The organism is Arthrobacter sp. KUASC02, assembly GCF_059739395.1.
On sequence record NZ_AP046053.1, the window covers coordinates 3,119,048 to 3,144,892 of the forward strand.

Here is a 25,845-nt window from a genome sequence, read left to right on the forward strand (position 1 = left end):
GATGACCCACTTCGCCAGGACCGTCACAGTAACCGGCTCCGGCACTGCCGAAGCTGTGCCCGACCTACTGAGCGTCTCCATCGGCGTGGAATGCCGCCGGGAGGACGTGGGCGCTGCGTATGCGGCGGCAGGCAGGGCCGCGGCCGCGATTTCGGCGGTCCTGCGTGAGCACGGCGTACCGGACCCGGACATCAGCACCTCGGGCCTCAACGTCCGGGCGGACGTGGTGTGGAAAGAGGGCCAGGGCCAGACCGTGACGGGGTACGTTGCCTCAAGTGTCCTGGCCGTGCGGCTGCGGGATGTTCCCGGTTCCTCGGACGTCATCGCAGCGGCGGTGGCCGCAGGCGGCAACGATGTCAGGCTGAACGGACTGGAGCTGGGGTTCGCAGATCCGGCCGCAGTCACGGCGCAGGCACGCGAAGCCGCCTGGCAGGATGCCCTCGCCACGGCCACGCAGTTTGCCTCGCTGGCCGGCACGGAACTCGGACCGGTTGTTTCCGTCACCCAGCAGCCCGCGGCCTCGGCTCCGATTCCGGTGGCGAAGATGCAGCGGGCCATGGCCACAGACTCCGTAGGGATTGAGGCCGGGCAATCGAGCGTGTCGGCGACAGTGGGCGTCGTCTGGGAACTTCGCGACCACAGCTAGCGCAGCTGCCTGCGAGCGCCGCGGCAGGTGAGCGGACTGTGCCGGCTCAGTGGACAGTGCCGCTTTAGTGGACGGTGCCGGCGGACAGCTTGACGTCCGCCGTGGTGGCCAGGGCGGTACGGACGACGACGGCGAGCGCCTCCGCCATCACGGCTGCGGGCAGCGAGGGCGTACCGCCGTCTTTGGGCACCTGCCTGGTCTCATACGGGACGTGGATGAATCCGCCCCTCGTTGCGGAGGCGCCCACTCCGGTGTTCAGCGAGTGCATCAGTGCATAGAAAATGTGGTTGCAGACGTAGGTGCCGGCGCTTTGGGAAACCTCGGCGGGGATCCCGGCTGCCCGAAGTGCCCCCAGCGCCGCCTTCACGGGCAGTGAGCTGAAATAGGCTGCCGGGCCACCCGGGACCACTTCCTCGTCCACGGGGCGGTTTCCGGCATTGTCCGGGATACGGGCGTCGTCACAGTTGATGGCGACCCGCTCCAGGGAAATCCGCGGCCGTCCGCCGGCCTGGCCTACGCAGATCACCAGCCCAGGGCTATGGCGCCGCAGGGCATCCTCCAGCACCGTGACGGATTGCCCGAACACGCACGGCAGTTCAAGGGCAGCGACAGCATGGCCCTCGGCCCGCAGGATTTCCGAAGCGGCCGCCGCGGCGGTCCACGACGGGTTGGTGGTTTCGCCGCCGAACGGTTCGAACCCGGTCAGGAGAATCATGGGCCCAGCGTAGCAAGACCACCCGCACGGTTAACCAGGGACCTTGACTTCCATTCGAACATACCTTCGAATAGTAACCATGAGATGGGACGCACAAGCACTCCGGCCGGCGCCTGCGGGCAACAACGCAGGCAACAGCGCAGGCAACGCGTCAGCGGCCGCCCCAGCCGCTGACGCGTTGCTGCCGCTGGCCGGGCTTGTGCGTTCTGTCTCAACCCCCGAATTTGCCGGGGTCACTTTCCATGAGGTCACCGCCAAATCGGTGCTCAACAAAGTGGCAGCCGGTTCGCGCATGCCCTTTGAATGGACCGTGAATCCCTACCGCGGCTGCAGCCATGCCTGCGTCTATTGCTTTGCCCGCAAGAGCCACACCTATCTGGACTTTGACGCCGGCCTGGATTTCGACAGCCAGGTGGTGGTCAAGATCAACGCTGCCGATGTCCTGCGGAAGGAACTTGCCAAGCCGTCCTGGGGTCATCACCACGTGGCCCTGGGCACCAACACCGATCCGTACCAGCGCGCCGAGGGGCGCTATCAGCTGATGCCCGGCATCATCCGTGCGCTGGCCGATTCGGGGACGCCGCTCTCCATCCTCACCAAGGGGACCCTGCTGGCCAGGGACATCCCGCTGCTGAAGCACGCCGCTGCCCAGGTGCCGGTCGGAATCGGTATTTCGCTGGCCATGACCGACGAACAGTTGTCGGAGGCCGTGGAGCCCGGAACGCCGGGTCCCAGGGCGCGGCTGAAGCTGGTCACACGGCTGCGCGAAGCCGGCCTGCCGTGCGGCGTCATGGCCATGCCCATCCTGCCGTGGCTCTCCGACAGCGACGACGCCCTGGACTCACTCTTCGGCTCGCTCGCCGCGGCAGGCGCTACGGGTGTGACGGCCGGCGCCCTGTACCTCAAGCCGGGCACCCGCGAGTGGTTTATGCAATGGATCGCCGCCCGCCATCCCGAACTGGCGGGCCGTTACCGCAGGCTGTACGGCACAGGATCCTACGCCTCCAAGGAGTACCGCGAATGGCTCGCGGGACGGATCCGCTACTTCAAGGCCCGGCACGGCTTTTCGGGTTCGCACGGCTTCAGCCACCGCGACTTGGCCCAGGACGCCAGGGACGAAGAAGCACAGTATCCCGCCGGCAGCATCCCCGAAGCCCGTACCGGGCCCGGCGCGAATTCCGGTGTGGAATCCGCCCAGCCCACGCTTTTCTGACCCGGCATTCCATCCCTGCGGGTTAAACGCTTCCGGCTCCGGTTCTGCCATGGGCAGGGCCGGAGCCGGTGTGCGTGCCTGAGTGTCCGGGCCGGGGGCCGGAATTGCTGGCGGGCTGCTGCCGGTTAGCTGGCCGGGATGACCAGGCCCTTGAACTTCGTGTTGATGAAGTCCTTCATCTCCTGCGACGTCAGGATCTTGAAGAGCTTCTGCACGCGCGGGTCGTCCTTCATCTCTGCCTTGACCGCCAGGACGTTGTAGTACGCGCTGTCCTTGCCCTCCACGAGCAGCTGCTTGTCGGCGCTCAACCCGGCGGGCAGGGCGAAGGCCAGCGTCACAATGGCGGCGTCCTTGTCATTGAGCGCCTGCGGAAGGCTGGCGTTCTCGATTTCGGTGAAGGCCAGGTTCTTCGGGTTCGCCTTGACGTCCTTGAGCGTGATCGGGTTTTCGGTGACTTCAATGAGCCCCTTCGACGCCAGCAGCTTCAGCGCGCGGGACTCGTTGGTGGGATCGTTGGGGATCGCCACCGAGGCGCCGTCGGGAAGGGCCTCCAGGCTGGCGATGTCGTTGGAGTAAAGGGCCATCGGGGGCAGGTAGACCTTGCCGACGCTCACGAGGTTCTTGCCGGAAGCCTTGTTGTAGGTTTCCAGGAAGGTCGAATTCTGGAACAGGTTGGCGTCAATATCGCCGTCGCTTACAGCGGGGTTCGGCGTGTTGTAGTCGCTGAACTCCTTGTACTCCACCGTGAGGCCCTCCTTGGGGGCGAGCTCACGCTGGACGTGCTTGAGCATGTCGCCGGCCGGCACGGCCAGGGCACCCACCTTGATGGTTTCGGCGGATCCGGCAGAGGTGCCGGCGCCGCAGGCAGACAGGGCGAGTATGGCGGCTACTCCGGTTGCGGCGGCTTTCAGGACGTGTGATCGGAACATTGGAACTCTTTCGCGGAATGGATCATGAGGGGAAGTTAAGTTGGGCGGGGTATGAAACAGGAGGGAGCACCGGCGCGTTTTTACGGCCGGATGACGAGCCGCTAGCGGTGTGAGAGGCGGCGTGCGGCGAAGTTGCCGAGGGACTGGAAGACCTGCACCAGCAGGATCAGCAGGATCACCACACCGAACATGTACTCGGGGCTGTAGCGCTGGTAACCGTAGCGGAACGCAACGTCGCCGAGCCCGCCGCCGCCCACGGCACCCACCATGGCGGAGTATCCGATCAATCCAACAACGGTGGTGGACAGCCCAAGCGCCAGGGCGGGAACGGCCTCGGCCACCATCACCCTGGTCAGGATGGTCCACCGGGTGGCGCCCAGCGATTCGGCGGCTTCGATCAGCCCCCGGGGAACTTCGCGGATGCCGATCTCCACGAGGCGGGCGAAGAACGGGATGCCGGCGATGGTGAGGGGCACGATCGCGGCTGTTGCGCCAATGAAGGAGCCCACCACCAGGCGGGTGAAGGGAATCAGCAGAATCATCAGGATGATGAACGGGATGGACCGGCCAATGTTCACTGCCACGTCCAGCAGGCGGTTGATGACCGTGCCGAGGATCCTGCTGCCGAACGGCTTGGCGAGGAGTCCGCCGGGCTCGGTGGTCACGAGGAGGACACCGGCGGCCAGGCCGAACACCACCGTGAACAGCAGACTGAAGCCCACGGTGTAGAACGTCTCGCCGGTGCCCTTGAGAATCGTCTCGAACAGGTCGCGCCAGAAGTACGGGTCGTCGCGGTCAATCATTTAACGACCTCCACAAAGAGTCCCTGGGCCCGAAGATCGGCCACTGCGGCGGCAACCGCCGATGGTTCGCCCGGCAGTTCCAGCCGGGTGCGGCCGGTCTGCCGGCCATGGATGGTTTCCACGGCCGCGCCGAGGATCCCGACGTCGATGCCGTGCCGGCGGGCCAGCCGCGCAATGACCGGACTGTCGGAGGTGGCTCCGGTGAAGGTGATTTCGATGATGGTGTTGTCCGTTTCCGGTATGTCGCCGAGCGGGAAGAGCGCATGGCCCAGCAAGGACTTCTCGGTGGTCAGCAACTGCTCCACGGGCCCCTGTTCCAGGATCCTGCCCTCGCTCATGACGGCGGCGGCGTCGCAGATGCGTTTGACCACGTCCATTTCGTGCGTGATGAGCAGCACCGTGAGGCCCATGTCCTTGCTGAGCTGCCTGATGAGGTCCAGGATCTGGGTGGTGGTTTCGGGGTCCAGCGCGGATGTTGCCTCGTCGCTGAGCAGAACGGATGGCTTGGAAGCCAGCGCACGGGCAATCCCGACCCGCTGCTTTTGACCGCCGGACAGCTGCGCCGGATACGCGGCCGCTTTTCCGTGGAGGCCCACCCGCTCGAGGATCTCCAAGGCCTGTGACCGCCTCGCGGCGCGCCCCGCTCCGGTAATTTCGAGGGACAGCTCCACGTTGGCCTGCACTGTCCGGCTGCTGAGCAGGTTGAAGTGCTGGAAGATCATGCCGATGTTGTGCCGGGCGCTGCGCAGCCCGGCACCGGTCAGGGACGTGACGTCGCGGCCATCCACCACGATAGATCCCGAATCGGGGCGCTCCAGCGAATTGATGGTGCGGATCAGCGTGCTCTTGCCGGCACCGCTTTGCCCGACGACGCCGAAGATCTCACCGCGTCCGACTGCCAGCGAAACGTCGTCGAGCGCACGAACCGCCGTCTCACCGGAGCCGTAGCTCTTCGACACCCGTTCTACGGAAATCATGGGGCTCCCTGTGATGGCTCAAATCCTCGCGGAACGATTGTCCGCAAAAGCGGGTGCGGACAACGTCCGCACCCAACTTAAGAATTCTGCCAAGAAGCCATTGAAGGCGCCCAATCCGAATTTATTCCGCAGAAACGGGTTTCAGCACTCGGATAATTTCACGAATCCAGCGGAACCCGCTCTGAACCGGCAACTGCAGCGAGCAGGGCCCGGACAATCGGGAAATCCGCCGGGATCCAAGGAAGGGTGAGAGCTTCGCCACTTTCCGTCAAGCTGATCCAGCGCAGTTCGTCGTGGTCTTCCAGCGGGCGGGGTTCGCCGTCCGCGATCTCGGCAAACCAGACGCGCATGGTGGCCTTGGCATTGAGCGGCCAGCCGGAAGCGGACTCCGCCAGCAGCTCAGCGCCCAGCCGGACGCCAATGCCCAGTTCTTCCCTGAGCTCGCGGTGCAGGGCATCCTGGGCAGCTTCGAGCGGCTCCACCTTGCCGCCCGGGAACTCCCACATCCCGGCGAACTGCGGTGGCGCCGTCCGGCGGGCCACCAGGAGCCGGGCCGGGGCACTCAGGGAATCCACAACAGCTCCGCCAACTACATTGATGAGTCCAGTCACCGCAACAGTCTATGGGGGACAATGGTGGTGGCCGGTTCCGCCGGCGTCGTCCCGGAACGGCAGTCACCCAGGAACCGGTGACCCGGAATACGGCCGCCTCCTCCAATGTTGCAGTAATCAGATTTTATGCTTCGCGCTGACTGAATCCCCGATGAACCAGAACTTTCGAAAAGCAGGCCAATGACCTTCACGCCCACCCTCAGCCCCGTCAAGCCGAAGGCCGGACCCCGCAACGTCGCCTTGGCCATCGTGTCCCTCGCGATGGGCGGATTCGGCATCGGCGTCACCGAATTCACCATGATGGGGCTGCTCAAGGAGGTGGAACAGGGCCTGAACATCGGTACTCCGGAAGCGGGCCACCTCATCTCGGCCTACGCGCTCGGTGTCGTGATCGGGGCGCCGCTCCTGGCAGCCGTCGGCGCCAAGCTTCCCCGCAAGCACCTCGCGCTGGGCCTCATGCTGTTCTTCAGCCTCGCTAATCTCACGTCATTCATCGCTCCGGATTACGGCACCATGCTGGTGTCCCGGTTCGCGGCCGGATTGCCCCACGGAGCGTTCTTCGGCGTGGCGGCCGTCATTGCCGCTTCGCTGGTTGCACCGACAAAGCGGGGCTGGGCGATTTCCATGGTGATGGCCGGCCTGACCATCTCAAACGTCATCGGCGTTCCCTTCGCCACCTGGCTGGGCCAGGCGTTCGGGTGGCGCCTGCTGTTCGTGCTTGTCGGTGTGATCGGGCTGGTGACACTTGCCATGCTCTGGAAGTTCGTCCCGTTCCAGGAAGCGCACCCGGATGCCAGCATCCGGCGGGAACTTGGCGCCTTGAAGCGGCTCCAGGTGTGGCTCGCCATCCTCATCGGCATCGTGGGTTTCGGCGGGTTCTTCGCCACCTACACCTACATCGCGCACACCATGACGTCCGTGGCGGGGATCCCGGCGTCGTTCCTCCCCCTGGTGGTGGCCCTCTACGGACTCGGCATGGTGGCCGGCAACATCGTGGGCGGCCGCATCGCGGACAAGTCGGTCATGGGCACCATCTATTGGGTGCTGCCAGGAATCGCCGCCGCCCTGGTGGTGTACGCCGTAGCTGTCCATTGGCCGTGGTCCGCTTTCGTGATGGTGTTTGTGGTGGGCGGTGCCGGCTCACTGCTGGTACCCGCCCTGCAGACCCGGCTGCTGGATGCCTCCCCCGACGCCCCGTCGCTGGCCTCCTCGCTGAACCACGCAGCCTTGAACGTCGCCAACGCGCTCGGCGCCTTCCTCGGCGGCCTGGTCATCGCCTGGGGCTGGGGCTACGTTGCACCGGCACTCGTCGGCGCCGTACTGGCCGTTCTTGGGCTTGGCGTTGCCGTCATCAGCGGCCTGCTGGAACGCAAAAGGCCACTGGTGTCCTAACCTGCCCGGGCAGGGTTCGGTCCAGCGGCCCCGTGCGGGTGCAAACCCCGGAGTACGGATCAGACGCTCGCGCGCACCAGGTCCGGTTCAAGGTAGATCACCCGTGCAATGGGCACGGCCTCGCGGATGCGCTTTTCGGCGTCGTCGATGACCGTGGCGATCTCCGCTCCGGTGGCCGCGGCGCCGACGCTGATCTTGGCAGCGACCAACAGTTCTTCCGGACCCAGGTGCATGGTCTTCAGGTGGATGATCCTGGTTCCGTCGGCCTCAAGCGCGGTGCTGATCCTGGCGACGTCCGCCTTGGTGGCGGATTCCCCGAGCAGCAGCGACTTGGTTTCGAGGGCAAGGACGATGGCGATGGCAACCAGCAGGAAACCGATCATCGCCGTTCCCAGTGCGTCCCAGATGCCGTCGCCGGTGATCAGCGTCAGGCCCACGCCGAACAAAGCGAACACCAGGCCCAGCAGAGCCCCCAGGTCCTCCAACAGGATGACGGGGAGCTCCGGCTGCTTGGCGTTGCGGACGAAGTGCACCCAGCTCTGCTTGCCGCGGATGCGGTTTGACTCAGCAATTGCCGTCCGGAACGAGAAGGACTCAGCGACGATCGCACCGATCAGCACGGCCAGCGGTACCCACCAGAAGTCGCCTTCGATGGCGTGCGGGTGCTGAATCTTCCCCCACGCCTCGTACAGTGCAAACAGGCCGCCCACGCTGAACAGCACGATCGAGACGATGAACGCGTAGATGTAACGTTCGCGTCCGTAGCCAAAGGGGTGCTCGGGGCTCGCGGCACGCTGGGCCCGCTTGCCGCCCACCAGCAGGAGGACCTGGTTGCCGGAGTCGGCAACGGAGTGGATGGCCTCGGCCAGCATTGACGACGACAGCGTCAGGATGAACGCGACGAACTTCAGTACAGCGATGGTCAGGTTTGCAGCCAGAGCCGCGACGATCGCCTTGGTACCGCCATTTGCAGCCAAGTGAGCTTCACCTCTTCAGGGATTGCCGGAAAATTGCAGGTGCGATCACCGCGCAATGCTGATGCCCGCAAGGATCACGGTACCTGCCCGCCGCTCCCGGACACACCACGGGTCACAGCGGACGACACCAAAAACATTGAAAATAAGCCTGCTGACAAGGAAACACACCTGTGTTAGCTTGAACATAATCGGGACCCGTAGTGAGTTCCGACGATTATGTAGGAGGAGACATGGGCTTTCTTGGCTGGATCATTCTCGGACTCATTGTAGGAGCAATCGTCAAGGCAATCATGCCTGGTAAGGTCGGCGGCGGCTGGGTCACCAGCCTCGTGCTTGGTGTCGTCGGCGCCATCGTCGGCGGCTGGATCGGCGACCTGTTGTTCGGCGGCGGCAAAATGGAATTCTGGAACCTCGGTTCCTGGCTTCTCGCCATCGTCGGCGGCCTTGTAGTAGCCGGCATCTACGGCTTCATCACCGGCCGCAGCAAGACCTCATAAATTCACCCACCACCACTGAGGGCACCAGGTGCCTGACAGTGAGGAGTACGACGGCGGGGCCCACCGGAAGGCGGGCCCCGCTGTTGCGTTAAGGCCGTTTTTCGTTGAAGCCGGGTTCTGCCCAGCCGCGTACGGGCGTTCAGGCCCGCTTCTGCGAACGCGCACTCGCGTAGAGGCACACCGTTGCCGCCGTGCCGACGTTCAGGCTTTCCGCGGCCCCGTAGACCGGTACCGCCACCCGGTGGTCCGCCAGTGCGAGTTCAGCCTCGGTCAGCCCCTGTGCCTCGTTGCCGAACAACCATGCCGTGGGCCGCTCCAGCTCGTACACGGAGGCTGTGCCGGAGGCACCCAGCCTCCGTGCCGCGTTTTCATCCTGGAGCTGGTCAAGGTCAAGCTGGCCGTATCCGTCGGCGGCCAGGATGCCGATGCCGCGTTCGCGGCAGGCGGCGGCCAGGTCGGCAAGGTCCGTTCCCAGCACCACGGGGAGATGGAACAGGGAGCCCGCGGTGGAGCGGACGGCCTTGGGGTTGTATATGTCCACGCTGGAGGCTGTCAGGACGACGGCGTCGGCTCCGGCGGCGTCAGCTGCCCGCAGCACGGTGCCCGCATTTCCGGGGTCCCGCACCTGGCACAGCACGGCGATAAGCCGTGGACCGGCGTCGAGCACTGCGTTGAGGTCCACATCCACAAAGGCGCAGACGGCGATGATGCCCTGGGGATTGACGGTGTCCGCCATCGCGGCAAGCACCTCGTCGGTAGCGAGCCGGGCATTGACGCCCTCGGCGAGTTCATCAAACTCGGGATAGCGGTCCAGGCAGCTCTCGCTGGCGAACACTTCGTGGACCACGCCCGGCTCCCCCGCGGCAGTCCTCTTCCGGTGGAGCACCAGGGCCTCCCGGACCGCCTGCGGGCCCTCGGCCAGGAACTGCCCGCGCTTTAAACGGGCCGGGCGCCCTGCAAGCTTTGCCACATCCCTCACCCGATCAGCTCGGGGGTTGGAGAGTGGAAAGTCTTGCGGGCGCCCGGTTTCGTTCATATAAGAACTTTAGTGGCTATTGCCACCGGTCCCTGAACTGCGGAATGCTACTTGGCAGCCTTTTCGGCGGCCGGCTTCTTTGCAGCCTTCGCCTTGGGAGCCTTGGCCTTCGGGGCGGCATCGTCCGAGACGGCCGGCGCGGAAGTGTCAGCAGGCAGCGAGTCCTTGGCGATCTGTACCAGCGCAGCAAAGGCGTTGGCGTCAGAAACGGCAAGCTCGGCCAGCATACGGCGGTCAACCTCGACCTCAGCGGCCTTCAGGCCCTGGATCAGACGGTTGTAGGTCAGGCCGTTGGCGCGGGAAGCAGCGTTGATGCGCTGGATCCACAGGCGGCGGAAGTCGCCCTTCTTCTTCTTGCGGTCGCCGTAGCTGTACACAAACGAGTGCAGCAGCTGCTCTTTGGCCTTGCGGTACAGGCGTGAACGCTGTCCACGGTAGCCCTTGGCGCGCTCAAGGATAACCCGGCGCTTCTTGTGGGCGTTGACCGCCCTCTTCACACGTGCCACGTGCGTACTCCTTCGAAAATCTGATCCCAAGCATCTACTGCCGGTACAACCGGCTGGCCTGAGAAGCCTTTTTGGTAGTTGACCGCTGCCAGGTGGCAACAGTCAGAGAACTTGGAACTTAGATGCCGAGCATCTTCCGGATGACCTTGGCGTCGCCCTTGAAGACGATCTTGTCGCCGGCGAGGCGACGGGTCAGCCTGGAGGACTTGTGCTCGAGGTAGTGGCGGCGGTTGGCCTGCTGGCGACGCAGCTTGCCGCTGCCGGTCAGCTTGAAGCGCTTCTTAGCACCACTGTGGGTCTTCATCTTCGGCATGGGAACCGATCTCCTTACGTATCCGCAGACAAGTCTGCAGTCTTTCGTGCAGCCACCCCTGCGGGCGGCGTGCTGGTTGCTTGCTGTGCTCAGGCGATGCTTCGCACAGCTTTGAACTAGTTAGTCTTCTTGCTGCCCGGTTTGGGAGCAGCAGGTCGTGCTGCAGGCTTCGGTGCCGCAGGCCGGGCTACCGGCTTGGGCGGCGGTGCGGGAACCCCGGCCGGCTTCGGCGCCACGGGGGCAGCCTCTGCGGGCTTCGGTGCAACCGGCGCCTTGGCCACAGCGGGCTTGCTTACCGCAGGACGCGGCGCTGCCGCTGCCCTGGGGGCTTCGCGCTTCGGAGCTTCCTGCTTGGGTGCTGCCTGCTTCGGAGCTTCCTGCTTAGGCGCTTCCTTGACGGGCGCTGCCTGCTTCGGAGCTTCCTCAGCGGGAGCTTCCTGCTTCGGAGCTTCCTTGACCGGGGCTTCTGCTTCCGGGGCCGCAACCGATTCCGCAGGTGCCTCGGCGCTGGTTGAAGCCGCGGCCTCAGTGTTCGCCTCGGGTGCTGCTTCTTCAGTCGTAACGGCAAAACCCTCAGGAAGCAGGTCCGCAAGGGACTGCGTCATGGCGGGCTGGTCGCGGCTGACGTCCACCCGGCCGCTGGCCTTGGCTTCGTTCTGGGCCTTGGCCTCGGCGCGCTGCGTCGCACGGCGGGCTTCTGCCTTGGCCTCAGCCTTGTTCTTGAGCGGACCAACAACCATGACCATGTTGCGGCCATCGATGCGGGGGCTGGACTCGACAACGCCGACTTCGGCGACATCGTCAGCAAAGCGCTGGAGCAGGCGGATGCCCATTTCCGGACGCTGCTGTTCGCGGCCGCGGAACTGGATCATGGCCTTGACCTTGTCCCCGGCGCCGAGGAAGCGGAGGGCGTGGCCGCGCTTGGTCTCGTAGTCGTGGGTGTCGATCTTCAGCCGGAAACGGATTTCCTTCAGAACCGTGTTGGTCTGGTTCTTCCGGGCCTCGCGTGCCTTGACGGCGGCTTCGTACTTGTACTTGCCGAAGTCCATCAGCTTGCACACCGGAGGCTTGGCCTGCGGTGCAACTTCAACGAGATCAAGGTCGGACTCGGCAGCCAAACGCAGGGCGTCCTCAATACGGACGATTCCTACCTGTTCACCTGCAGGGCCGACCAGCCGCACCTCGGGGACGCGGATACGCTCATTGATTCTTGGCTCGCTAATGTTAGAACTCCTGTGGTTGAGATGAGTACTCCACCGGCAAATAGAGAAGGCCCCCAATTGCCGGAGCAATCGAAGGCCTCGAAGATCGGATGTACACCGCCTCCGGGGAGGCTGTACGCGTTCCACGCAACTGACGCTGCTGTGGACCGCCCGACCAGGTACCCGGCAACCTTGCTTCCGCGGGAAACTACTTCCGGGAAATCGGCTGACGCGGGTGGGAGAGAACTCCGCTTGCAAACTGAAAGTCAATCCTACCGAAGGAACCCCAAAAACTGCACATCGGCGGTTACGAGTTTCACATAGCAAAATAACGACATTCAGTCGGTCTGTGACAAGCTTACCAGTATGAGCACTTCAGACAGTAATTCACACGTTTTCGAGCCCGCCGCCGGTCAGCGGGACGGCCAGGAGCAGGTCTCGCAGCAGATCCGGGACATCTCCGAGGTTCCCGCCATCGAGGTCATCACCACCGCCGCTGTGCACCTGATGAGCGCGTCGGCCGTCAAGCTCGGCCTTGCCGCCGAGGACAATGCCGAGGAGCTCAAGGACCTGGATGAGGCCCGCAAGCTGATCACCGCCCTGGCCGGACTCGTGACTGCTGCCGCTCCGGAAATTGGTTCCCAGCACGCCGGTCCGTTGCGCGACGGACTTCGCTCCCTGCAGCTGGCCTTCCGCGAAGAGTCCATCATTCCTGACGCGCCGGGCAAGGGCCCGGGGGAAAAGTACACCGGCCCGGTCAACTAGGAGCCAATCCAGGCTTTCAACCGGCATATCGACGGCGGCGTGCGGACCAACGGGGTCTGCCCGCCGCCGTCGTCGTTTGAGGCCCGAAGATTTAGCGCCGTCACCGCATCAGGCCGGTGGCCGCGATCCTGTCGTTGGATCAGGCGGGAGCCGGTCCCGCTCTAGGCGGCCAGGGTGCGCCGGCGGCGGTGGCGCAGCAGCACCAGGCCGAACAGGCAAAGGACAACACCCGCAGCTCCTACCGAGACAAATCCGGCGGACGGTCCGATTCCATCAATGAAGACACCGGCCAGCGGTGCGCCGAGGGCCACCCCCGCGGTCAGTGCAGACCCGTACCAACCCATGGCCTCTCCGCGGCGGCCCTCCTCCACGAGCTCGGCCACTTTTTCCGAGGCAGAGGAAAGGACCGGCGCGCACAGCAACCCTGGCAGCAGCGACAGCAGGCACAGGGTCAGCGTGTCCCGGGCGAAGCCCATCGGGATGGTGAGGGCGGCCATCCCGAGTAACAGGACGATCGGGGAAACCGGCCGGTGCATGGCGCCGTAGAGGAGCCCGCCGACAACGGAAGCCGCGCACCAGAAGACGAAGACCAGGCCGATCTCGGCCTGGTGTCCGCCGGTCTCCAGAGCGGCAACAATGCCCACGTCGGTGCCGCTCAGGACCATTCCTGCCCCGGCGGCCACGGCAAAGACCGCCGCCACCGCGGCGGTCAACCAGGCAAAGTTGTGTGCCACCCTGTGCCGCAGGCCCGAGCGGCGGAGCTCACCGGCCGCCACCGGAGCAAGTTCGGCAGCAGCCTCCTGCAGGTGCGCCGGAGCCGCGGCGACGACCGCCACTTCCGCGCCTTCCTGCTGGTCCGTTTCGTACTCGGCATCCGGCACCGCGCTGCGCGTGGGAGGGTTGAACCACATCAGGAACAGGCCGGCCACGGACGTGCACACACCCACCACCGTCAGTCCTGCCACCGAATATCCGGCAGTGGCCACGATGGCGCCGGCCGCGGGGCCGAGCATAAACACCAGCTCCGTGGCGATCGCATCCAGCGCGAAGGCGGTCCGCCGTTGCTCCCCGCTTGCCAGCACGCCCAGGGACTGGCGCACCACGCTGAAGATGGGCAGCGTGAGGAGTCCCCCGACGAAGACCAGCGCCAGCAGCCACTCGTACGAGACGTGCGGAACCACGGACCAGATGACGGTCTCGGAGACGACGGAAGGAATCAGTGCTTTGCGCAGGCCGACGGTGTCCACCCGGCGGCCGCGCCAGGGGGCCCCGACGGCGATGCCGATGGTCATGACCGCTGCTGCGGCACCGGCGGCGGCATACCCCTCGCCCAGGGTGAGGACGATGTGCAGGGTCAGCAGTACCCCGGCCGCTGAATGCGGTATGCGGGCTATCATTCCGACGGTCAGCAGCCGCCTGATGGGCCTGACTGCAAGAAGCTCCTTGTAGAGAGCGAAATTCACGGGTTACGTCCTTCATCCTGCCGACGGCAGGACCGGGATGTGACCCGCCTGCCGTCAGCTACTCTGCTGCGCGCTGCAACTTTACCTCTATCGAATCAACCCGCTCGGCAAAGACCGCATTCCGGGACCACTCGGTGTTGAGTCCGGCCACTACTGCCTGGACGGCCGCCGCGTCCAGTCCGTCTGCCAGGTACAGCACGACACGCAGCTCCGGGCCGGGACCGCCGCCGGGGACAACCGCACCGCCGGCTGTTGACGACGCGACACCGCCGCCCGGCTCGAGTTCCACGCGCCTTACCGGCGGATAGCCGGCCGTTGCATCCGCCATGGCGCGCGCAAGTTCCGGATCTGCGTAGGACGGAAGCCACTCCTGCTGCTGGGCGAGTGCCCAGACGGCCGGCCGGCGGACAACGAACGTGTATTCGGAACCGGGGTCCAGCACGAGGAGTTCGGCGCCTTCGGCCACGGCGGACAGTGCGGCCCTGGCGGCATACACCGCCACCGGTCGGGCTTGCGGGTGCCACGCTTCCAATGCCGCTGCCGACGTGAAGACGGGAAGGGCGGTCCGCCCGTCCGGTGCTTTCAGCGTTACGAGCGCCATGTCCGCCTGCTTGTCCCCGTGAAGCGTATGGTCGTGCGTCCCGTGGTCGCTCTCTTCGGCCAGCTGGGCAACGATCGGAACAAACACCCGGGCAGTGGCCAGGGACGCAACCACCGCAGCCTCACTGCCGGCAGCGGAGCGCAGGGCGTCAACAGCGGCGAGGTAACCGGCATCGGCCGTGCCGTCGTCGTCCTCGAAGTTGTGGATCTTCGCATCCTCGCCGGCCAGGCTTCGGCCGGCCCAGGGCTGGCCGGCGGAATCCGTGGCCCCGCCTGAGCCGGCAAGCGCAGCGGCGATGTGGCCGGGCAACTGCCGGGGGGCCGGGGGGCGCTGTTCCGCTGGAGGTCGCTGATCCATGGTGGTTGCCGGCCTAGCGGCGGCCTGCTACGTCAAGCGCTTCCGGCAGCGTGAAGGCACCGGCGTACAGGGCCTTGCCCACGATGGCACCTTCAACGCCCAGCGGGACGAGGGAGCGCAGCACTTTGAGGTCTTCCAGGCTCGAGATGCCGCCGGAGGCCACCACCGGCTTGCCGGTCTTCTCCACCATCTGGCGGAGCAGCTCAACGTTGGGGCCCTGCAGGGTGCCGTCCTTGGTGACGTCCGTGACCACGTAGCGGGCGCAGCCGGCTTCCTCGAGGCGTGCCAGCACGTCCCACAGGTCGCCGCCTTCCTTGGTCCAGCCGCGGCCCGCCAGTGTTGTTCCGCGCACGTCGAGGCCGACGGCGATCTTGTCACCGAAGCGGTCGATGGCCCGTGCAGTCCACTCCGGGTTTTCCAGGGCCGCCGTGCCCAGGTTCACCCGGGCGACGCCGAGGTCCAGGGCTTTTTCGAGTGATTCGTCGTCGCGCAGGCCGCCGGACAGTTCAACGTTGATGTCCAGCCGCCCCACCACTTCGCGGAGCAGTTCGGCGTTGGATCCGCGGCCAAAGGCTGCATCCAGGTCCACCAGGTGCACCCACTCGGCGCCCTGTTCCTGCCAGTTGAGCGCAGCTTCCAGCGGCGTGCCGTAGCTCGTCTCGCTGCCGGCCTCGCCCTGGACCAGGCGGACCGCCTGGCCGTTCACGACGTCGACGGCGGGCAGCAGTTCCAGGACGGGCAGCGGCGTTTCGGTGGTCATCTTCAGGTCCTCAGGTTGTAGTGAAGCTGTGGTGAACAGGCAGGGGTGCGGGCCCGGCTAGTTGGCCGGCAGGGTAAGAAGGTATGCGGCCAGCAGCGACATTCCGGCCAGAACGTAGAAAACGACCCGGGTCCAGAGCGGCTTGTGCTGCTGCCTGAAGGACAGCGCCCCGCCAACCAGCAGGCCGGCGAGGCCCATCAGGACTATGGACCACATCTAGGCGGCCGGTCCGCTGCTCGCGGCAGCGGCTTCCGTGGCGGCCGCCTTGCCGTGGCGCAGGCTGTTGACCCAGTTGCGGAGGAGTCGGGCGCCGGCGTCGCCGGACTTTTCCGGGTGGAACTGGGTGGCGCACAGCGGCCCGTTCTCCACGGCTGCGATGAACGGTGCGCCGTGCTCGGACCAGGTGACAAGCGGCGCCGCCATGCGGGGCTGGATGACGTCGAAGTCCCAGTGCTGCACACCGTAGGAGTGGACGAAGTAGAAGCGCTCGTTTTCAACGCCCTCGAAGAGCCGGGATCCTTCCGGAACCTTCACGGTATTCCAGCCCATGTGGGGTACGACCTCGGCGGGCAGCAGTTCCACCTTGCCGGGCCACTCCCCCATGCCCTCGGCTTCGGTACCGTGCTCGACGCCGGCCTCGAACAGCACCTGGAGTCCCACGCAGATGCCGAGGACAGGACGGCCGCCGGCGACACGCCGGCCGATCATCCGGATGGCGTCCACGGCCTTGAGCTCGCGCATGACCGTTTCGAAGGCTCCGACGCCGGGGACCAGCAGCCCGTCGGCATTCAGGACGTCCTCGGGCTTGGCGCTGAGGATGACCTCGGCGCCCGCACGCTCCAGCGCACGGACGGCCGAGCGGACGTTGCCGGAGCCGTAGTCCAGGACTGTGACGGTGGGTTTGCCCTCGGGTGACGCCGGCTTGGCGTTTCCGGCCGGATCCAGGATTGCCCCGTCCTGGAGGATCGGCCCGGTCACAGCGCACCCTTGGTGGAGGGGATGCCCTCCACGCGGGGGTCCGGCTCCACGGCGGCGCGCAGGGCACGCGCGAAGGCCTTGAACTGGGCTTCCACGATGTGGTGGGGGTCCCGGCCTGCGATGACGTTCATATGCAGGCAGATACCGGCGTGCAGGGTGATCGCCTCGAAGACGTGACGGGTCAGCGAACCGGTGAAGTGGCCGCCGATCAGGTGGTATTCCTGCCCGGCGGGCTCACCGCCGTGCACCAGGTAGGGCCGCCCCGAGACATCGACGACGGCATGGGCCAGGGCTTCGTCCAGGGGTACGGTGGCTTCGCCGAAACGGCGGATCCCGGCCTTGTTGCCCAGCGCGGTGCGAAGCACTTCGCCAAACGTGATGGCGACGTCCTCCACCGTGTGGTGGACGTCGATGTGGATGTCACCGGTCGCCTTGACGGTCATGTCGATGAGCGAGTGCTTGCACAGTGCGGTCAGCATGTGGTCGTAGAACGGAACCGAGGTGCTGATGTCCGAGATGCCCGTGCCATCAAGGTTGATCTCGACGAGCACGGATGATTCGCTCGTGGAACGCTCCATACGGGCGGTCCGGGCCTCGGCAGCAATGGATCCGGTGGTGCTCATGTGTTGTGTCCTTTGGATGTAAGGAGAAATACCGTCTGTGTGCAAGTCTGCGGAACCGGCTCCCTGGGAAACCGGGGTCTGACTCAAGTTTAGGCCGGGACGCTGGGCTGCCCGGCCAGGATCAGTTCCAGGGCTTCGAGGAAGGCTGTGGTTTCCGTCTCAGTGCCTGCCGTGACGCGCAGGTGGCCGGGGATTCCGACATCCCGGATCAGGACGCCGGCGTCCAGCAGTCCCTGCCAGACGCGGTGGGGATCCTCGAGCCCGCCGAAGAAGACGTAGTTCGAGTCGGAAGCGGCAGGCTTGAGTCCCATCCGGGTCAGCTCCGTGACGATCCGGTCGCGCTGCCGCTTGATGTCCTCGACGTCGGCCATGAGGGCTTCGCGGTGTGTCAGGGCTGCCAGGCCGGTCGCCTGCGTGATGGCGGACAGGTGGTACGGCAGCCGAACGAGCCGCAGTGCGTCCGTAACCTCGGGGGCGGCCGCCATGTAGCCGAGCCTTGCACCGGCCAAGGCAAAGGCCTTGCTCATGGTGCGGGACACGATCAGGCGCTCACGGCCCGGCAGGAGGATGAGGGCGCTGGGCGTCCCGTCGTGCGCAAACTCGTGGTAGGCCTCATCGACGATCACGACCGTCTGGCTGGCCTCGCCCGCGGCGTAAACGGCTTCCACCACGTCCAGCCCCAGGCCCGTGCCGGTGGGGTTGTTCGGTGAACACAGGAAAACGATGTTGGGCTGGAGCTCCCGCACCTGACGGGCCGCCGACTCAGCACTGAGGCCGTAATCGTCCGCACGCTGGCCGACGATGTAGCCCGTGTCGGTGCCGCTTGCCAGCAGGGGGTACATGGAATACGTGGGCGGGAATCCGAGGGCGGTACGCCCCGGCCCGCCAAACGCCTGCAGGATCTGCTGCAGCACTTCATTGGACCCGTTGGCGGCCCAGATGTTCTCAGCGCCCAGTCCGTGGCCCAGGTACTCCGCCAGGCGCTCACGCAGTTCGGTGAACTCCCGGTCCGGGTAGCGGTTCAGTCCCGCCGCGGCAGCGGTCACGGCCTCGGAGATGGCGGCGAGGACATCGGCCGGAACGCCATGGGTGTTTTCGTTGACGTTGAGCAGGATGGGAACATCCAGCTGCGGCGCACCGTACGGGCTCAGGCCCCGAAGGTTGGTCCGGAGGGGAAGTCGGTTCAGTCGCTCTAGCTGGTCAGTCACTTCAACAGTTTAAGTGAGGGTGGCCGGGCCGCCGAAACTGTGACGCCACCTCCCGGTCTCAAGCAGGTCTTGACGGGCTGGATTGAGTCCTGGCGCCCTAGTTTGAAGGGACAAAGATCTGCTGCCCCGGCATGACCCTGCCGCCGTCGAGGTTGTTCAGCTGGACAATGTCGGCCACGACGTCCCGCGGGTCACGTTCGGGCGCCACGGACCCGGCGATCTCCCAGAGGGACTGCCCCGGCTGAACCGTCACCGACACGGTGGGAGTCAAGGACAGCTCGGTTGCGGAATCCGCGGCCTTCGCCGGCGAGTTCAGGAAGCCGGCCAGCGAGATCAGGAGCACGGACAGCAGGATCAGTGGAATCCCGACCAGGACAATGCGCCCGCGGCGGGTCAGTCGGAGGGGCGGCTGCGAGGACCTGGTCTTCGCCGCCTTAACGACCGGGCGTTCCTCCCAGTTGAAGCCCAGCATGGGAGATTCCGGGCCGTGGTGTCCCAAACCCTGCTTGGCCGAACCATCATGACGCGAACCGTGAATAGCGCTTGTAACTGACATGAACTGAGCCCTCCTGGACCTGACTGTGCTGCCCGCTGTGTTCCTGAAGCCGGCGACCGCCCGTTCCGGTTTTCGAACATAGAACCGAAGGAGCGTTGCGACTAGAACACATATTCGAACTTTACTGGTTCTGTTCTAGCACTTATTAACGAACATTGTCGAGACTCACTAGAACAAATGTTTGAAAAACCTGTGGGGCTGGCCTACGTTTGAGCTACAGAACAACCACTTCTGCAGTTGATCAGCAGGGTCTGACATTTCAGGCCGGAAGTTCCCGGCACCTGCAGCGATGGAGGCCGGGGAGAACGGAAAGGCGTTGGCGAACATGGCAGCACAAGCCACCGGCGGCAGGGCTACGCAGCGGAGCCAGCAGTCATCAGCGAAGCCGAAGGGCCTCACAGTACGTCAGAAGAAAATTCTGGAAACGATCCAGCGCTCCGTCAACGACAACGGCTACCCGCCGTCAATGCGTGAAATCGGCGACACCGTGGGGCTGGCCAGCCTCTCCAGCGTCACCCACCAGCTCTCGCAGCTTGAGAAGCTGGGCTACCTCCGCCGCGACCCCAAGCGGCCGCGTGCCATGGAAGTCCTGATGCCGTTGACCCTGGACGAGGGTACGGCCAAAATCACCGGCGTGGAGAAGCCTGCCCGGCTGCGTACCGTCGGCGGCCTGTCTGTTTCCGAACTGGCCACGGCAACGGATACGGCCATGGTCCCCTTGGTCGGGCGGATCGCTGCCGGCGGCCCGATCCTGGCTGACCAGGTCGTCGAGGACCTGATGCCGCTGCCACGGCAACTGGTGGGCCACGGGGAGCTATTTATGCTGAAGGTGTCCGGCGATTCCATGATCGACGCGGCGATCTGCGACGGCGACTGGGTTGTGGTGCGCCGGCAGAGCGACGCCGCCAACGGCGACATTGTTGCCGCCCTCCTCGATGATGAAGCCACAGTCAAGACGTTCCGCCAGCGGGACGGCCACACCTGGCTGCTGCCCCAGAACACGCAGTACGAACCCATCCTGGGCGATCACGCCACCATCATGGGCAAGGTCGTTTCGGTCCTTCGCTCGCTGTAGCAGCGCACTCCTTCAGGCGGAAGCGGCCTCTGCCGGAGCCTGTGCAAGCCGGCTCAGCGCCGCAACCGCGATGGCCGGATCAGTGGTGGGCCAGAACGGTGGCAGGGCAGCCCGCAGGAAGCCCCCGTAACGCTCCGTGGACAGCCTGGAGTCCAGGACGGCCACAACACCTTTGTCGCCCGTGGAGCGGATCAGCCGGCCTGCTCCCTGGGCCAGCCGGATCGCGGCGTGGGTGGCCGATACCGACATGAAGCCGTTGCCGCCCGCCTGGGCCACGGCCCGGGAGCGTGCCGTCATGAGCGGGTCATCCGGCCGCGGGAACGGAATCCGGTCGATGACCACCAGCCGGCATGACCCGCCGGGGACGTCAACACCCTGCCACAGGGACATGGTGCCGAAAAGGCAGGTGTCCGGTTCGTCGGCGAACTGCCGCACGAGTGCGGTCATGGTCGATTCGCCCTGGCACAGGATGCTGACATCCAGCCGCGGGCGCATGGCTTCTGCCGCTTCTTCGGCGGCCCGCCGCGACGAAAAGAGGCACAGTGCCCCGCCGCCCGAGGCCCGGATAAGTTTCTCCAGCTCATCCAGCGCTTCAGGGGATGTCCCCCGGCCGGGCTTCGGCAGATGGCTGGCCACGTAGAGGATTCCCTGCTTGGGATAGTCAAAAGGGGACCCGACGTCCACTCCGGTCCAGCTGGGTGCGCCCTGTCCCACGAGCCCGAGCCCGCCGGCGGCGGGTTCGAAGGCCGATCCTATGGCGAGGGTGGCCGAGGTCAGGATCACTGTATGGCCCGCAAAGAGCCCGTCACGGAGCTTTCCAGCCACACTCAGCGGTGCAATGTTGATCAGGGCCGGCGCCGCATCGTCCGGCTGGGAGTAGCCCTGCTGCGGGTCAAAGGTGCTGTTTCGCGAAAACCAGACCACTTCGCGGTTTTCCCGCGCGGCAATCAGGCGTTCGCAGAGCTCAAGGATGACCATCAGGCGCGACCGGGCGAGCTGGCGTCCGCCGTCGGCCGTGTTGGCGCTGTCCCCCTTGGAGTCGGACAGGGCGGCGCGGCAGGCTTCCCGCAACTGGTCGACGCAGTCGAGCTGTTCGTCGTTGAGGCCGTTGGGCAGAAGGCCGCTGGGGACTCCGGCGATGGCCAGTTCAAGGTTCGCAGCAGCGTTATTGAGTGCATCCACCGTGATTCCCGTATTTTTCCGGGCGCCGGAGGCGGCGGCGTGGACCATGGCCACGGACAGCTGGCCGGAGACCGCTCCCGTTACCCGGTCCTGCAGCTCGTGCGCCTCGTCGACCACCACGACGTCGTACTCCGGCAGGACTGCCAGGCCTTCGAAGGCGCTGACGGCCAGCATGGCATGGTTGGTGACCACGACGTCAGCCTCGGCGGCGTCCTGGCGGGCCAGTTCGCTGAAGCATTCGGCAGCCATGGGACATTTCTGCGCGCCCAGGCATTCCATCGACGTGACGGACACCTGCCGCCAGGCACGGTCCGTCACCCCCGGCATCAGTTCATCCCGGTCCCCCGTGGCCGTTTTCTCAGCCCACTCCCGGAGCCTGACCACTTCCTTGCCCAGCTGCGAGGCCGGACCGCCCAAGGACGCGGCGAAGTGCGGGACGCTGGTGTCCTCGCCCAGGGAGAAGAGCTGTCCCTCCGAAGGCTCTTCGGAGGGGAACCCGCCGTCGAGCTTGTGCCGGCAGACGTAGTTTGCCCGGCCCTTGACGAGCGCGACCTTAACGGGGCGCTCCAGCGCGGGGGTGATGGTTTCCAGCAGCCGGGGAAGGTCCCTGCCCACGATCTGGGTCTGCAGGGCCAGGGTGGCAGTGGACACCAAAGTGGGTTTGTCGCTGACCTGTGAATGCGCAATCAGCGGAATCAAGTATGCCAAGGACTTGCCCGTGCCGGTGCCGGCCTGGACCAGCAGGTGGTCGCCGCTGTCGATAGCGCGCGCCACCTGCCTGGCCATCTCGTGCTGGCCGCTGCGGCTCTGTCCGCCCATGCCGGACACTGCCCGGTCGAGAAGTTCGATGACGAACTCCTCGCCGGCGGAGCCGCTGGTTTCTCCGGCCCCGGGATCAGACATTGCTGATGAAGGATTCCAGTTCAGCGGCGAGCCCTTCGCGCACCATGACGAGGGCGCGGGTGCCCTCCTCCTCATGATCCAGGCGAAGGATTTCGGCGTCCGTTTCGTGGAGTTTGCTGATCAGGTCCCCGCGGTTGTAGGGAATCAGCAGTTCCATCTTGACGCTGGGCCGCGGAATGGATTCGCTGATCGCCTTCAGGAGCTCGGCGATGCCCTGCCCGGTGCGGGCGGAGACCACCACGTGGCGGGGTTCGCGCTGCTTGAGGCGTTCCACGACGAAGGGATCCGCGGCGTCGGCCTTGTTCAGCACGATGATCTCCGGGACCTTGCGGGCGTCCACTTCGCTGAACACTGCCCGGACCGCGGCGATCTGGCCTTCCGGATCGGGATGCGAGACGTCCACCACGTGCAGGATGAGGTCCGAATCGGCCACTTCCTCCAACGTGGAGCGGAACGCTTCCACCAGCTGGGTGGGAAGGGACCGCACGAAGCCCACGGTGTCCGCCAGGGTGTAGCCCAGGCCATCGGCTGTTTCCGCTTTGCGGACGGTGGGATCCAGCGTCGCGAACAGGGCGTTCTCGACCAGGACCCCGGCGTCGGTCAGCCGGTTCAGCAGCGAGGACTTTCCGGCGTTTGTGTACCCTGCGATGGCTACGGACGGCACGGAATTACGACGGCGGTTGGCCCGCTTGGTTTCCCGCGCCGGCTTCATTGCGGCGATTTCGCGCCGCAGTTTGGCCATCCTGGTGCGGATCCGGCGCCGGTCCAGTTCGATTTTGGTTTCACCGGGGCCACGGGAGCCCATGCCGGCGCCTGCGCCGCCCACCTGGCCGCCGGCCTGGCGGGACATGGATTCGCCCCAGCCGCGCAGGCGCGGGAGGAGGTACTCGAGCTGCGCCAGCTCCACCTGGGCTTTGCCTTCGCGGCTCTTGGCATGCTGGGCGAAGATGTCCAGGATCAGGGCGGTGCGGTCGATGACCTTGACCTTCACGATGTCCTCGAGTCCGCGCCGCTGTGACGGTGCCAGCTCGGCATCCACCACTACGGTGTCGGCACCAGTGGACATCACGATGTCCTTGAGCTCCTGGGCCTTGCCGGAGCCGAGGAAGGTACCGGGGTCAGGCTTGGCGCGGCGCTGGACGATGCCGTCGAGGACTTCCGAACCCGCTGTTTCGGCAAGGGCAGCGAGTTCGCGGAGCGAATTTTCCGCGTCGGCGAGGGTGCCTTCTGTCCAGAGGCCGGCCAGCACCACGCGTTCGAGGCGCAGCTGCCGGTATTCAACTTCGGTGACGTCTTCGAGTTCGGTGGAAAGGCCGGCGGTACGGCGCAGGGCCCGGCGTTCCTCAAGGTCCTGCTGGTCCCCGTCGAAGATGCTGTGTTCGCTGTCCTGGCGGGAAATCGCCTGGGCCGATCCCAAAACTCCGCGCGAACTTTCCGGGGCGGAGTGGGCGGCACGGGCCGGGACATCCTTGGACAGAATCCGGTCGATGACGGCCTGGATTTCCTCAGGACTCATGTCCTGGGAGGCTGCATCTGATCCGGTGTTGGGCTGGTTGGTCATGTTCTCCTTTGAAGATTCGACACCTTCAGAATAATGCTGATTGTTTGTCTGCGGGGCGGTATTCGCGCTGGGCTGACGACTATTGGTCATTCGGGCTCCTGGAGTGCCGGCGGCTGCGGCGCAGCGGGCGGCGGTACGGACGGTATGCGGGGCGACGACGTGCGAGGCAGGCGGCGTTGCGGTGGGTGCGCGTTTCGGATGGGCGCATGGTCAGACGATCAGCATTGCTGGACTCCAAGTAGTACGGGCGGGACGTTCTGCCGGACAATCACGGCGTGACGGCGCACTGAGCGGAAGGTGAATACCTGCGTCGCTGCGGGACGGGCGGTGCCCGTGCCGGCTACTCAAAGATCAAGAACATGGATTAAACATTAGCAGACGGGTTTCCGTGCCCCGTTCCAGTCCTCGTTTCCCATCGGCGCGCCGGGCAACTAATCTGGCGAGTTATGGAGTCTGCACACTATTTCAGCGCCCAGCCTGCCGGGCCGTTCACCCGCAAACCGCTAACCGTGGAACTTGCCGGTGAAACCCGCAGGCTGCAGACGTCCAGCGGCATCTTCAGCCCCGACGGCATCGACAAGGGAACTGCCGTACTACTGGCCGACGTGCCGTCCCCGTCACCCCAGGGCAACCTGCTGGACATCGGCTGCGGCTGGGGTCCCATCGCGCTGACCATGGCCCTGCGGGCACCCCACGCGCACGTCTACGCCGTGGACGTCAACGAGCGCTGCGTCGCCCTGACCAACGAGAACGCCGGCCTGCTGGGACTGGACAACGTCACGGCCAGCCTGCCCGACGCCGTTGATCCCGGCCTCCTGTTCGACACGATCTGGTCCAATCCGCCGATCCGGATCGGCAAGGACGAGCTTCACTCCCTGCTGCTGCTGTGGCTGCCCCGGCTGGCTGCAGGCGGATCCGCCTGGCTGGTGGTCCAGAAGAACCTTGGTTCCGACTCGCTTCAGCGCTGGCTGGCCGCTGAACTGGACAGCAGCTTCACCGTCACCCGCGAGAGCACCTCGAAGTCCTTCAGGATCATCCGGGTCAGGAAAGCGTCCCGCTAGCCACGATCACTGCGGGACCACTGAGTTCCACATGTTCGTGGCCTTCCGGGCCCGCAAAGAATTTAACGCCGACGACGCCGCCGGGCACGTTCACGTTCCAGGCATCCGGCGCGCCCTGCCCGGCCCAGTGCCGGATGGCGACGGCTGCTGCGCAGGCGCCGGTGCCGCAGGACTGGGTCTCCCCCACGCCGCGTTCGTGGACCCGCATGGTGACTGTGCCGACGCCGTCGTGGACCATCGGCTCGGACGGGACGACAAACTCGACGTTGGTGCCGTTCGCCGGCTTCGGATCGACGTGCGGTGCCTTGAAGAGCTGTGTGGCCTCGAGTTCGCTGAGTTCGGCCAGGGCCACCACGGTGTGCGGGTTCCCCATGCTGACGGACAACGCAGGGCGCGGCACTTCCAGGCCGTCCGCGGTCACCAGCGAGTCCATGGCACGTGCGGTGGCCTCGCCAGGGAAGATGAATTCCCACGGCCCCATGTCCACCGCGTAGCCGTTTTCGGTCCGCACCACCGTCTTGACGCCACCGCGCGTGCCGATGGTCAGGGCATCGCCGGTGCCGAGCCGGACAAGTCCTTCGGCGATGAGGAAGTGGACAAACACGCGGACGCCGTTGCCGCACATTTCCGACAGGGATCCGTCACCGTTGCGGTAGTCCATGAACCACTCGGCATCCGGGTGGACTGCCTGCAGCTCCCGCCCCTCCGGGAGGAAACGCGAAGGCACGGCCCGGATCAGTCCGTCACCGCCGATGCCGCGGTGGCGGTCACAGAGTTCCGCGACCTGCTCGGGCGCAATCGGCCAGGTACCTTCGGGGTCGGCAACGAGCACGAAATCGTTGCCGGTGCCATGGCCCTTGGAGAAGGCCAGGCCGCTCAGCCCCTGGAGTGTGCGGTCAGGGGCGGGTGCAAGGGTTTCGTCCATGGATCAAGGT

28 protein-coding genes are annotated in these 25,845 nt (G+C 65.7%); 7 read left to right on the forward strand and 21 right to left on the reverse strand.

What is annotated here, in order from left to right; all coding sequences use genetic code 11:
* Position 1 precedes the first annotated feature (1 nt).
* Positions 2–646 (forward strand): SIMPL domain-containing protein, encoded by a 645-nt coding sequence (locus AC6JAC_RS14435; protein ID WP_028271918.1) that lies wholly within the window; start codon positions 2–4, stop codon positions 644–646.
* Between the two features lie 64 nt (positions 647–710).
* On the opposite strand, the gene pcp is transcribed toward AC6JAC_RS14435, so the two are convergent.
* Positions 711–1,361 carry a pyroglutamyl-peptidase I gene (gene pcp, locus AC6JAC_RS14440; protein ID WP_497965169.1) on the reverse strand — a complete coding sequence of 217 codons (651 nt, stop codon included), beginning with the start codon at positions 1,359–1,361 and terminating at the stop codon, positions 711–713.
* Positions 1,362–1,440: 79 nt separating this feature from the next.
* Between pcp and AC6JAC_RS14445 the strand changes: the two genes are divergently transcribed.
* Positions 1,441–2,574: an Rv2578c family radical SAM protein gene (locus AC6JAC_RS14445; protein ID WP_497965171.1), complete on the forward strand. Its 1,134-nt coding sequence runs from the start codon at positions 1,441–1,443 to the stop codon at positions 2,572–2,574.
* A gap of 125 nt (positions 2,575–2,699) precedes the next feature.
* Here the strand turns inward: AC6JAC_RS14445 and AC6JAC_RS14450 are convergent, their stop codons facing one another.
* The 4 genes from AC6JAC_RS14450 to AC6JAC_RS14465 all read right to left on the reverse strand — a co-directional run bounded on the left by AC6JAC_RS14450 (position 2,700) and on the right by AC6JAC_RS14465 (position 5,894).
* On the reverse strand, positions 2,700–3,503 hold the full coding sequence (locus AC6JAC_RS14450; protein WP_028271920.1) for a MetQ/NlpA family ABC transporter substrate-binding protein: 804 nt from the start codon (positions 3,501–3,503) through the stop codon (positions 2,700–2,702).
* A 101-nt stretch (positions 3,504–3,604) separates the two neighbouring features.
* A complete protein-coding gene (locus tag AC6JAC_RS14455) occupies positions 3,605–4,306 on the reverse strand; it encodes a methionine ABC transporter permease (RefSeq protein WP_028271921.1) in 702 nt (233 codons plus the stop codon).
* Positions 4,303–5,283 (reverse strand): methionine ABC transporter ATP-binding protein, encoded by a 981-nt coding sequence (locus AC6JAC_RS14460; protein WP_028271922.1) that lies wholly within the window; start codon positions 5,281–5,283, stop codon positions 4,303–4,305. Before AC6JAC_RS14460 ends, AC6JAC_RS14455 begins: the two co-directional genes overlap by 4 nt.
* 158 nt (positions 5,284–5,441) lie before the next feature.
* A complete protein-coding gene (locus AC6JAC_RS14465; RefSeq protein WP_028271923.1) occupies positions 5,442–5,894 on the reverse strand; it encodes a (deoxy)nucleoside triphosphate pyrophosphohydrolase in 453 nt (150 codons plus the stop codon).
* 180 nt (positions 5,895–6,074) lie between these two features.
* On the opposite strand from AC6JAC_RS14465, the gene AC6JAC_RS14470 reads away from it, so the two are divergent.
* Complete coding sequence (locus tag AC6JAC_RS14470) at positions 6,075–7,286, forward strand: MFS transporter (protein ID WP_028271924.1); 1,212 nt, start codon at positions 6,075–6,077, stop codon at positions 7,284–7,286.
* Positions 7,287–7,345: 59 nt separating this feature from the next.
* Here AC6JAC_RS14470 and AC6JAC_RS14475 read toward each other — a convergent pair whose 3' ends face one another.
* Positions 7,346–8,263 carry a cation diffusion facilitator family transporter gene (locus tag AC6JAC_RS14475; protein ID WP_028271925.1) on the reverse strand — a complete coding sequence of 306 codons (918 nt, stop codon included), beginning with the start codon at positions 8,261–8,263 and terminating at the stop codon, positions 7,346–7,348.
* A 230-nt stretch (positions 8,264–8,493) separates the two neighbouring features.
* On the opposite strand from AC6JAC_RS14475, the gene AC6JAC_RS14480 reads away from it, so the two are divergent.
* The gene (locus tag AC6JAC_RS14480) at positions 8,494–8,760 is read left to right on the forward strand and encodes a GlsB/YeaQ/YmgE family stress response membrane protein (protein WP_028271926.1); all 267 of its coding nucleotides are present in this window, start codon (positions 8,494–8,496) and stop codon (positions 8,758–8,760) included.
* A gap of 139 nt (positions 8,761–8,899) precedes the next feature.
* On the opposite strand, the gene AC6JAC_RS14485 is transcribed toward AC6JAC_RS14480, so the two are convergent.
* From AC6JAC_RS14485 to infC, 4 genes are all read right to left on the reverse strand, one after another.
* Entirely contained in the window at positions 8,900–9,796 is an 897-nt protein-coding gene (locus AC6JAC_RS14485; protein WP_028271927.1) for a TrmH family RNA methyltransferase, read from the reverse strand.
* Positions 9,797–9,843: 47 nt separating this feature from the next.
* Positions 9,844–10,302, reverse strand: a complete 459-nt coding sequence (rplT, locus tag AC6JAC_RS14490) for a 50S ribosomal protein L20 (protein WP_028271928.1) — start codon at positions 10,300–10,302, stop codon at positions 9,844–9,846.
* Between the two features lie 118 nt (positions 10,303–10,420).
* Positions 10,421–10,615: a 50S ribosomal protein L35 gene (gene rpmI / locus AC6JAC_RS14495; protein ID WP_009358635.1), complete on the reverse strand. Its 195-nt coding sequence runs from the start codon at positions 10,613–10,615 to the stop codon at positions 10,421–10,423.
* A gap of 116 nt (positions 10,616–10,731) precedes the next feature.
* Entirely contained in the window at positions 10,732–11,796 is a 1,065-nt protein-coding gene (gene infC, locus AC6JAC_RS14500; RefSeq protein ID WP_028271929.1) for a translation initiation factor IF-3, read from the reverse strand.
* A 387-nt stretch (positions 11,797–12,183) separates the two neighbouring features.
* On the opposite strand from infC, the gene AC6JAC_RS14505 reads away from it, so the two are divergent.
* The gene (locus tag AC6JAC_RS14505; protein ID WP_028271930.1) at positions 12,184–12,582 is read left to right on the forward strand and encodes a DUF1844 domain-containing protein; all 399 of its coding nucleotides are present in this window, start codon (positions 12,184–12,186) and stop codon (positions 12,580–12,582) included.
* A 161-nt stretch (positions 12,583–12,743) separates the two neighbouring features.
* Here the strand turns inward: AC6JAC_RS14505 and AC6JAC_RS14510 are convergent, their stop codons facing one another.
* From AC6JAC_RS14510 to AC6JAC_RS14545, 8 genes are all read right to left on the reverse strand, one after another.
* Positions 12,744–14,045 (reverse strand): MFS transporter, encoded by a 1,302-nt coding sequence (locus AC6JAC_RS14510; RefSeq protein ID WP_028271931.1) that lies wholly within the window; start codon positions 14,043–14,045, stop codon positions 12,744–12,746.
* Positions 14,046–14,103: 58 nt separating this feature from the next.
* Positions 14,104–15,003: an SseB family protein gene (locus AC6JAC_RS14515; RefSeq protein WP_028271932.1), complete on the reverse strand. Its 900-nt coding sequence runs from the start codon at positions 15,001–15,003 to the stop codon at positions 14,104–14,106.
* Positions 15,004–15,016: 13 nt separating this feature from the next.
* Entirely contained in the window at positions 15,017–15,763 is a 747-nt protein-coding gene (gene priA, locus AC6JAC_RS14520; RefSeq protein WP_028271933.1) for a bifunctional 1-(5-phosphoribosyl)-5-((5-phosphoribosylamino)methylideneamino)imidazole-4-carboxamide isomerase/phosphoribosylanthranilate isomerase PriA, read from the reverse strand.
* 57 nt (positions 15,764–15,820) lie between these two features.
* On the reverse strand, positions 15,821–15,979 hold the full coding sequence (locus AC6JAC_RS14525; protein ID WP_497965177.1) for a CG2302 family histidine operon protein: 159 nt from the start codon (positions 15,977–15,979) through the stop codon (positions 15,821–15,823).
* Positions 15,980–16,741: an imidazole glycerol phosphate synthase subunit HisH gene (hisH, locus tag AC6JAC_RS14530; protein WP_028271934.1), complete on the reverse strand. Its 762-nt coding sequence runs from the start codon at positions 16,739–16,741 to the stop codon at positions 15,980–15,982.
* The gene (gene hisB / locus AC6JAC_RS14535; protein WP_028271935.1) at positions 16,738–17,364 is read right to left on the reverse strand and encodes an imidazoleglycerol-phosphate dehydratase HisB; all 627 of its coding nucleotides are present in this window, start codon (positions 17,362–17,364) and stop codon (positions 16,738–16,740) included. The genes hisH and hisB overlap by 4 nt, the downstream gene beginning before the upstream one ends.
* An 89-nt stretch (positions 17,365–17,453) precedes the next feature.
* Complete coding sequence (locus AC6JAC_RS14540; RefSeq protein ID WP_028271936.1) at positions 17,454–18,572, reverse strand: histidinol-phosphate transaminase; 1,119 nt, start codon at positions 18,570–18,572, stop codon at positions 17,454–17,456.
* A 97-nt stretch (positions 18,573–18,669) separates the two neighbouring features.
* Entirely contained in the window at positions 18,670–19,128 is a 459-nt protein-coding gene (locus tag AC6JAC_RS14545) for a LysM peptidoglycan-binding domain-containing protein (RefSeq protein ID WP_028271937.1), read from the reverse strand.
* 325 nt (positions 19,129–19,453) lie between these two features.
* Here AC6JAC_RS14545 and lexA point away from each other — a divergent pair, with 325 nt between their 5' ends.
* Positions 19,454–20,203: a transcriptional repressor LexA gene (gene lexA, locus AC6JAC_RS14550; RefSeq protein ID WP_028271938.1), complete on the forward strand. Its 750-nt coding sequence runs from the start codon at positions 19,454–19,456 to the stop codon at positions 20,201–20,203.
* A gap of 12 nt (positions 20,204–20,215) precedes the next feature.
* Here the strand turns inward: lexA and AC6JAC_RS14555 are convergent, their stop codons facing one another.
* Both AC6JAC_RS14555 and hflX read right to left on the reverse strand, forming a co-directional pair.
* Positions 20,216–22,288: an ATP-dependent DNA helicase gene (locus AC6JAC_RS14555; protein ID WP_497965181.1), complete on the reverse strand. Its 2,073-nt coding sequence runs from the start codon at positions 22,286–22,288 to the stop codon at positions 20,216–20,218.
* Positions 22,281–23,849: a GTPase HflX gene (hflX, locus tag AC6JAC_RS14560; RefSeq protein WP_497965183.1), complete on the reverse strand. Its 1,569-nt coding sequence runs from the start codon at positions 23,847–23,849 to the stop codon at positions 22,281–22,283. The genes AC6JAC_RS14555 and hflX overlap by 8 nt, the downstream gene beginning before the upstream one ends.
* 446 nt (positions 23,850–24,295) lie before the next feature.
* Here hflX and AC6JAC_RS14565 point away from each other — a divergent pair, with 446 nt between their 5' ends.
* Complete coding sequence (locus AC6JAC_RS14565; RefSeq protein WP_028271941.1) at positions 24,296–24,910, forward strand: class I SAM-dependent methyltransferase; 615 nt, start codon at positions 24,296–24,298, stop codon at positions 24,908–24,910.
* On the opposite strand, the gene dapF is transcribed toward AC6JAC_RS14565, so the two are convergent.
* The gene (gene dapF / locus AC6JAC_RS14570) at positions 24,891–25,835 is read right to left on the reverse strand and encodes a diaminopimelate epimerase (protein WP_497965185.1); all 945 of its coding nucleotides are present in this window, start codon (positions 25,833–25,835) and stop codon (positions 24,891–24,893) included. The two genes, AC6JAC_RS14565 and dapF, sit on opposite strands and share 20 nt — an antisense overlap.
* Positions 25,836–25,845 lie beyond the last annotated feature (10 nt).

What these genes read in the sequence shown, in the direction of transcription:
- lexA (WP_028271938.1), top strand. Translation starts at nt 19,454, where the DNA reads ATGGCAGCACAAGCCACCGGCGGCAGGGCTACGCAGCGGAGCCAGCAG.
- pcp (WP_497965169.1), bottom strand. Translation starts at nt 1,361, where the DNA reads ATGATTCTCCTGACCGGGTTCGAACCGTTCGGCGGCGAAACCACCAAC.
- AC6JAC_RS14470 (WP_028271924.1), top strand. Translation starts at nt 6,075, where the DNA reads ATGACCTTCACGCCCACCCTCAGCCCCGTCAAGCCGAAGGCCGGACCC.
- rpmI (WP_009358635.1), bottom strand. Translation starts at nt 10,615, where the DNA reads ATGCCGAAGATGAAGACCCACAGTGGTGCTAAGAAGCGCTTCAAGCTG.
- AC6JAC_RS14525 (WP_497965177.1), bottom strand. Translation starts at nt 15,979, where the DNA reads ATGTGGTCCATAGTCCTGATGGGCCTCGCCGGCCTGCTGGTTGGCGGG.
- hflX (WP_497965183.1), bottom strand. Translation starts at nt 23,849, where the DNA reads ATGACCAACCAGCCCAACACCGGATCAGATGCAGCCTCCCAGGACATG.
- AC6JAC_RS14515 (WP_028271932.1), bottom strand. Translation starts at nt 15,003, where the DNA reads ATGGATCAGCGACCTCCAGCGGAACAGCGCCCCCCGGCCCCCCGGCAG.
- AC6JAC_RS14435 (WP_028271918.1), top strand. Translation starts at nt 2, where the DNA reads ATGACCCACTTCGCCAGGACCGTCACAGTAACCGGCTCCGGCACTGCC.
- AC6JAC_RS14455 (WP_028271921.1), bottom strand. Translation starts at nt 4,306, where the DNA reads ATGATTGACCGCGACGACCCGTACTTCTGGCGCGACCTGTTCGAGACG.
- AC6JAC_RS14450 (WP_028271920.1), bottom strand. Translation starts at nt 3,503, where the DNA reads ATGTTCCGATCACACGTCCTGAAAGCCGCCGCAACCGGAGTAGCCGCC.
- priA (WP_028271933.1), bottom strand. Translation starts at nt 15,763, where the DNA reads ATGACCACCGAAACGCCGCTGCCCGTCCTGGAACTGCTGCCCGCCGTC.
- AC6JAC_RS14460 (WP_028271922.1), bottom strand. Translation starts at nt 5,283, where the DNA reads ATGATTTCCGTAGAACGGGTGTCGAAGAGCTACGGCTCCGGTGAGACG.
- AC6JAC_RS14485 (WP_028271927.1), bottom strand. Translation starts at nt 9,796, where the DNA reads ATGAACGAAACCGGGCGCCCGCAAGACTTTCCACTCTCCAACCCCCGA.
- AC6JAC_RS14480 (WP_028271926.1), top strand. Translation starts at nt 8,494, where the DNA reads ATGGGCTTTCTTGGCTGGATCATTCTCGGACTCATTGTAGGAGCAATC.
- hisB (WP_028271935.1), bottom strand. Translation starts at nt 17,364, where the DNA reads ATGAGCACCACCGGATCCATTGCTGCCGAGGCCCGGACCGCCCGTATG.
- AC6JAC_RS14555 (WP_497965181.1), bottom strand. Translation starts at nt 22,288, where the DNA reads ATGTCTGATCCCGGGGCCGGAGAAACCAGCGGCTCCGCCGGCGAGGAG.
- AC6JAC_RS14545 (WP_028271937.1), bottom strand. Translation starts at nt 19,128, where the DNA reads ATGTCAGTTACAAGCGCTATTCACGGTTCGCGTCATGATGGTTCGGCC.
- dapF (WP_497965185.1), bottom strand. Translation starts at nt 25,835, where the DNA reads ATGGACGAAACCCTTGCACCCGCCCCTGACCGCACACTCCAGGGGCTG.
- AC6JAC_RS14505 (WP_028271930.1), top strand. Translation starts at nt 12,184, where the DNA reads ATGAGCACTTCAGACAGTAATTCACACGTTTTCGAGCCCGCCGCCGGT.
- AC6JAC_RS14445 (WP_497965171.1), top strand. Translation starts at nt 1,441, where the DNA reads ATGAGATGGGACGCACAAGCACTCCGGCCGGCGCCTGCGGGCAACAAC.
- AC6JAC_RS14565 (WP_028271941.1), top strand. Translation starts at nt 24,296, where the DNA reads ATGGAGTCTGCACACTATTTCAGCGCCCAGCCTGCCGGGCCGTTCACC.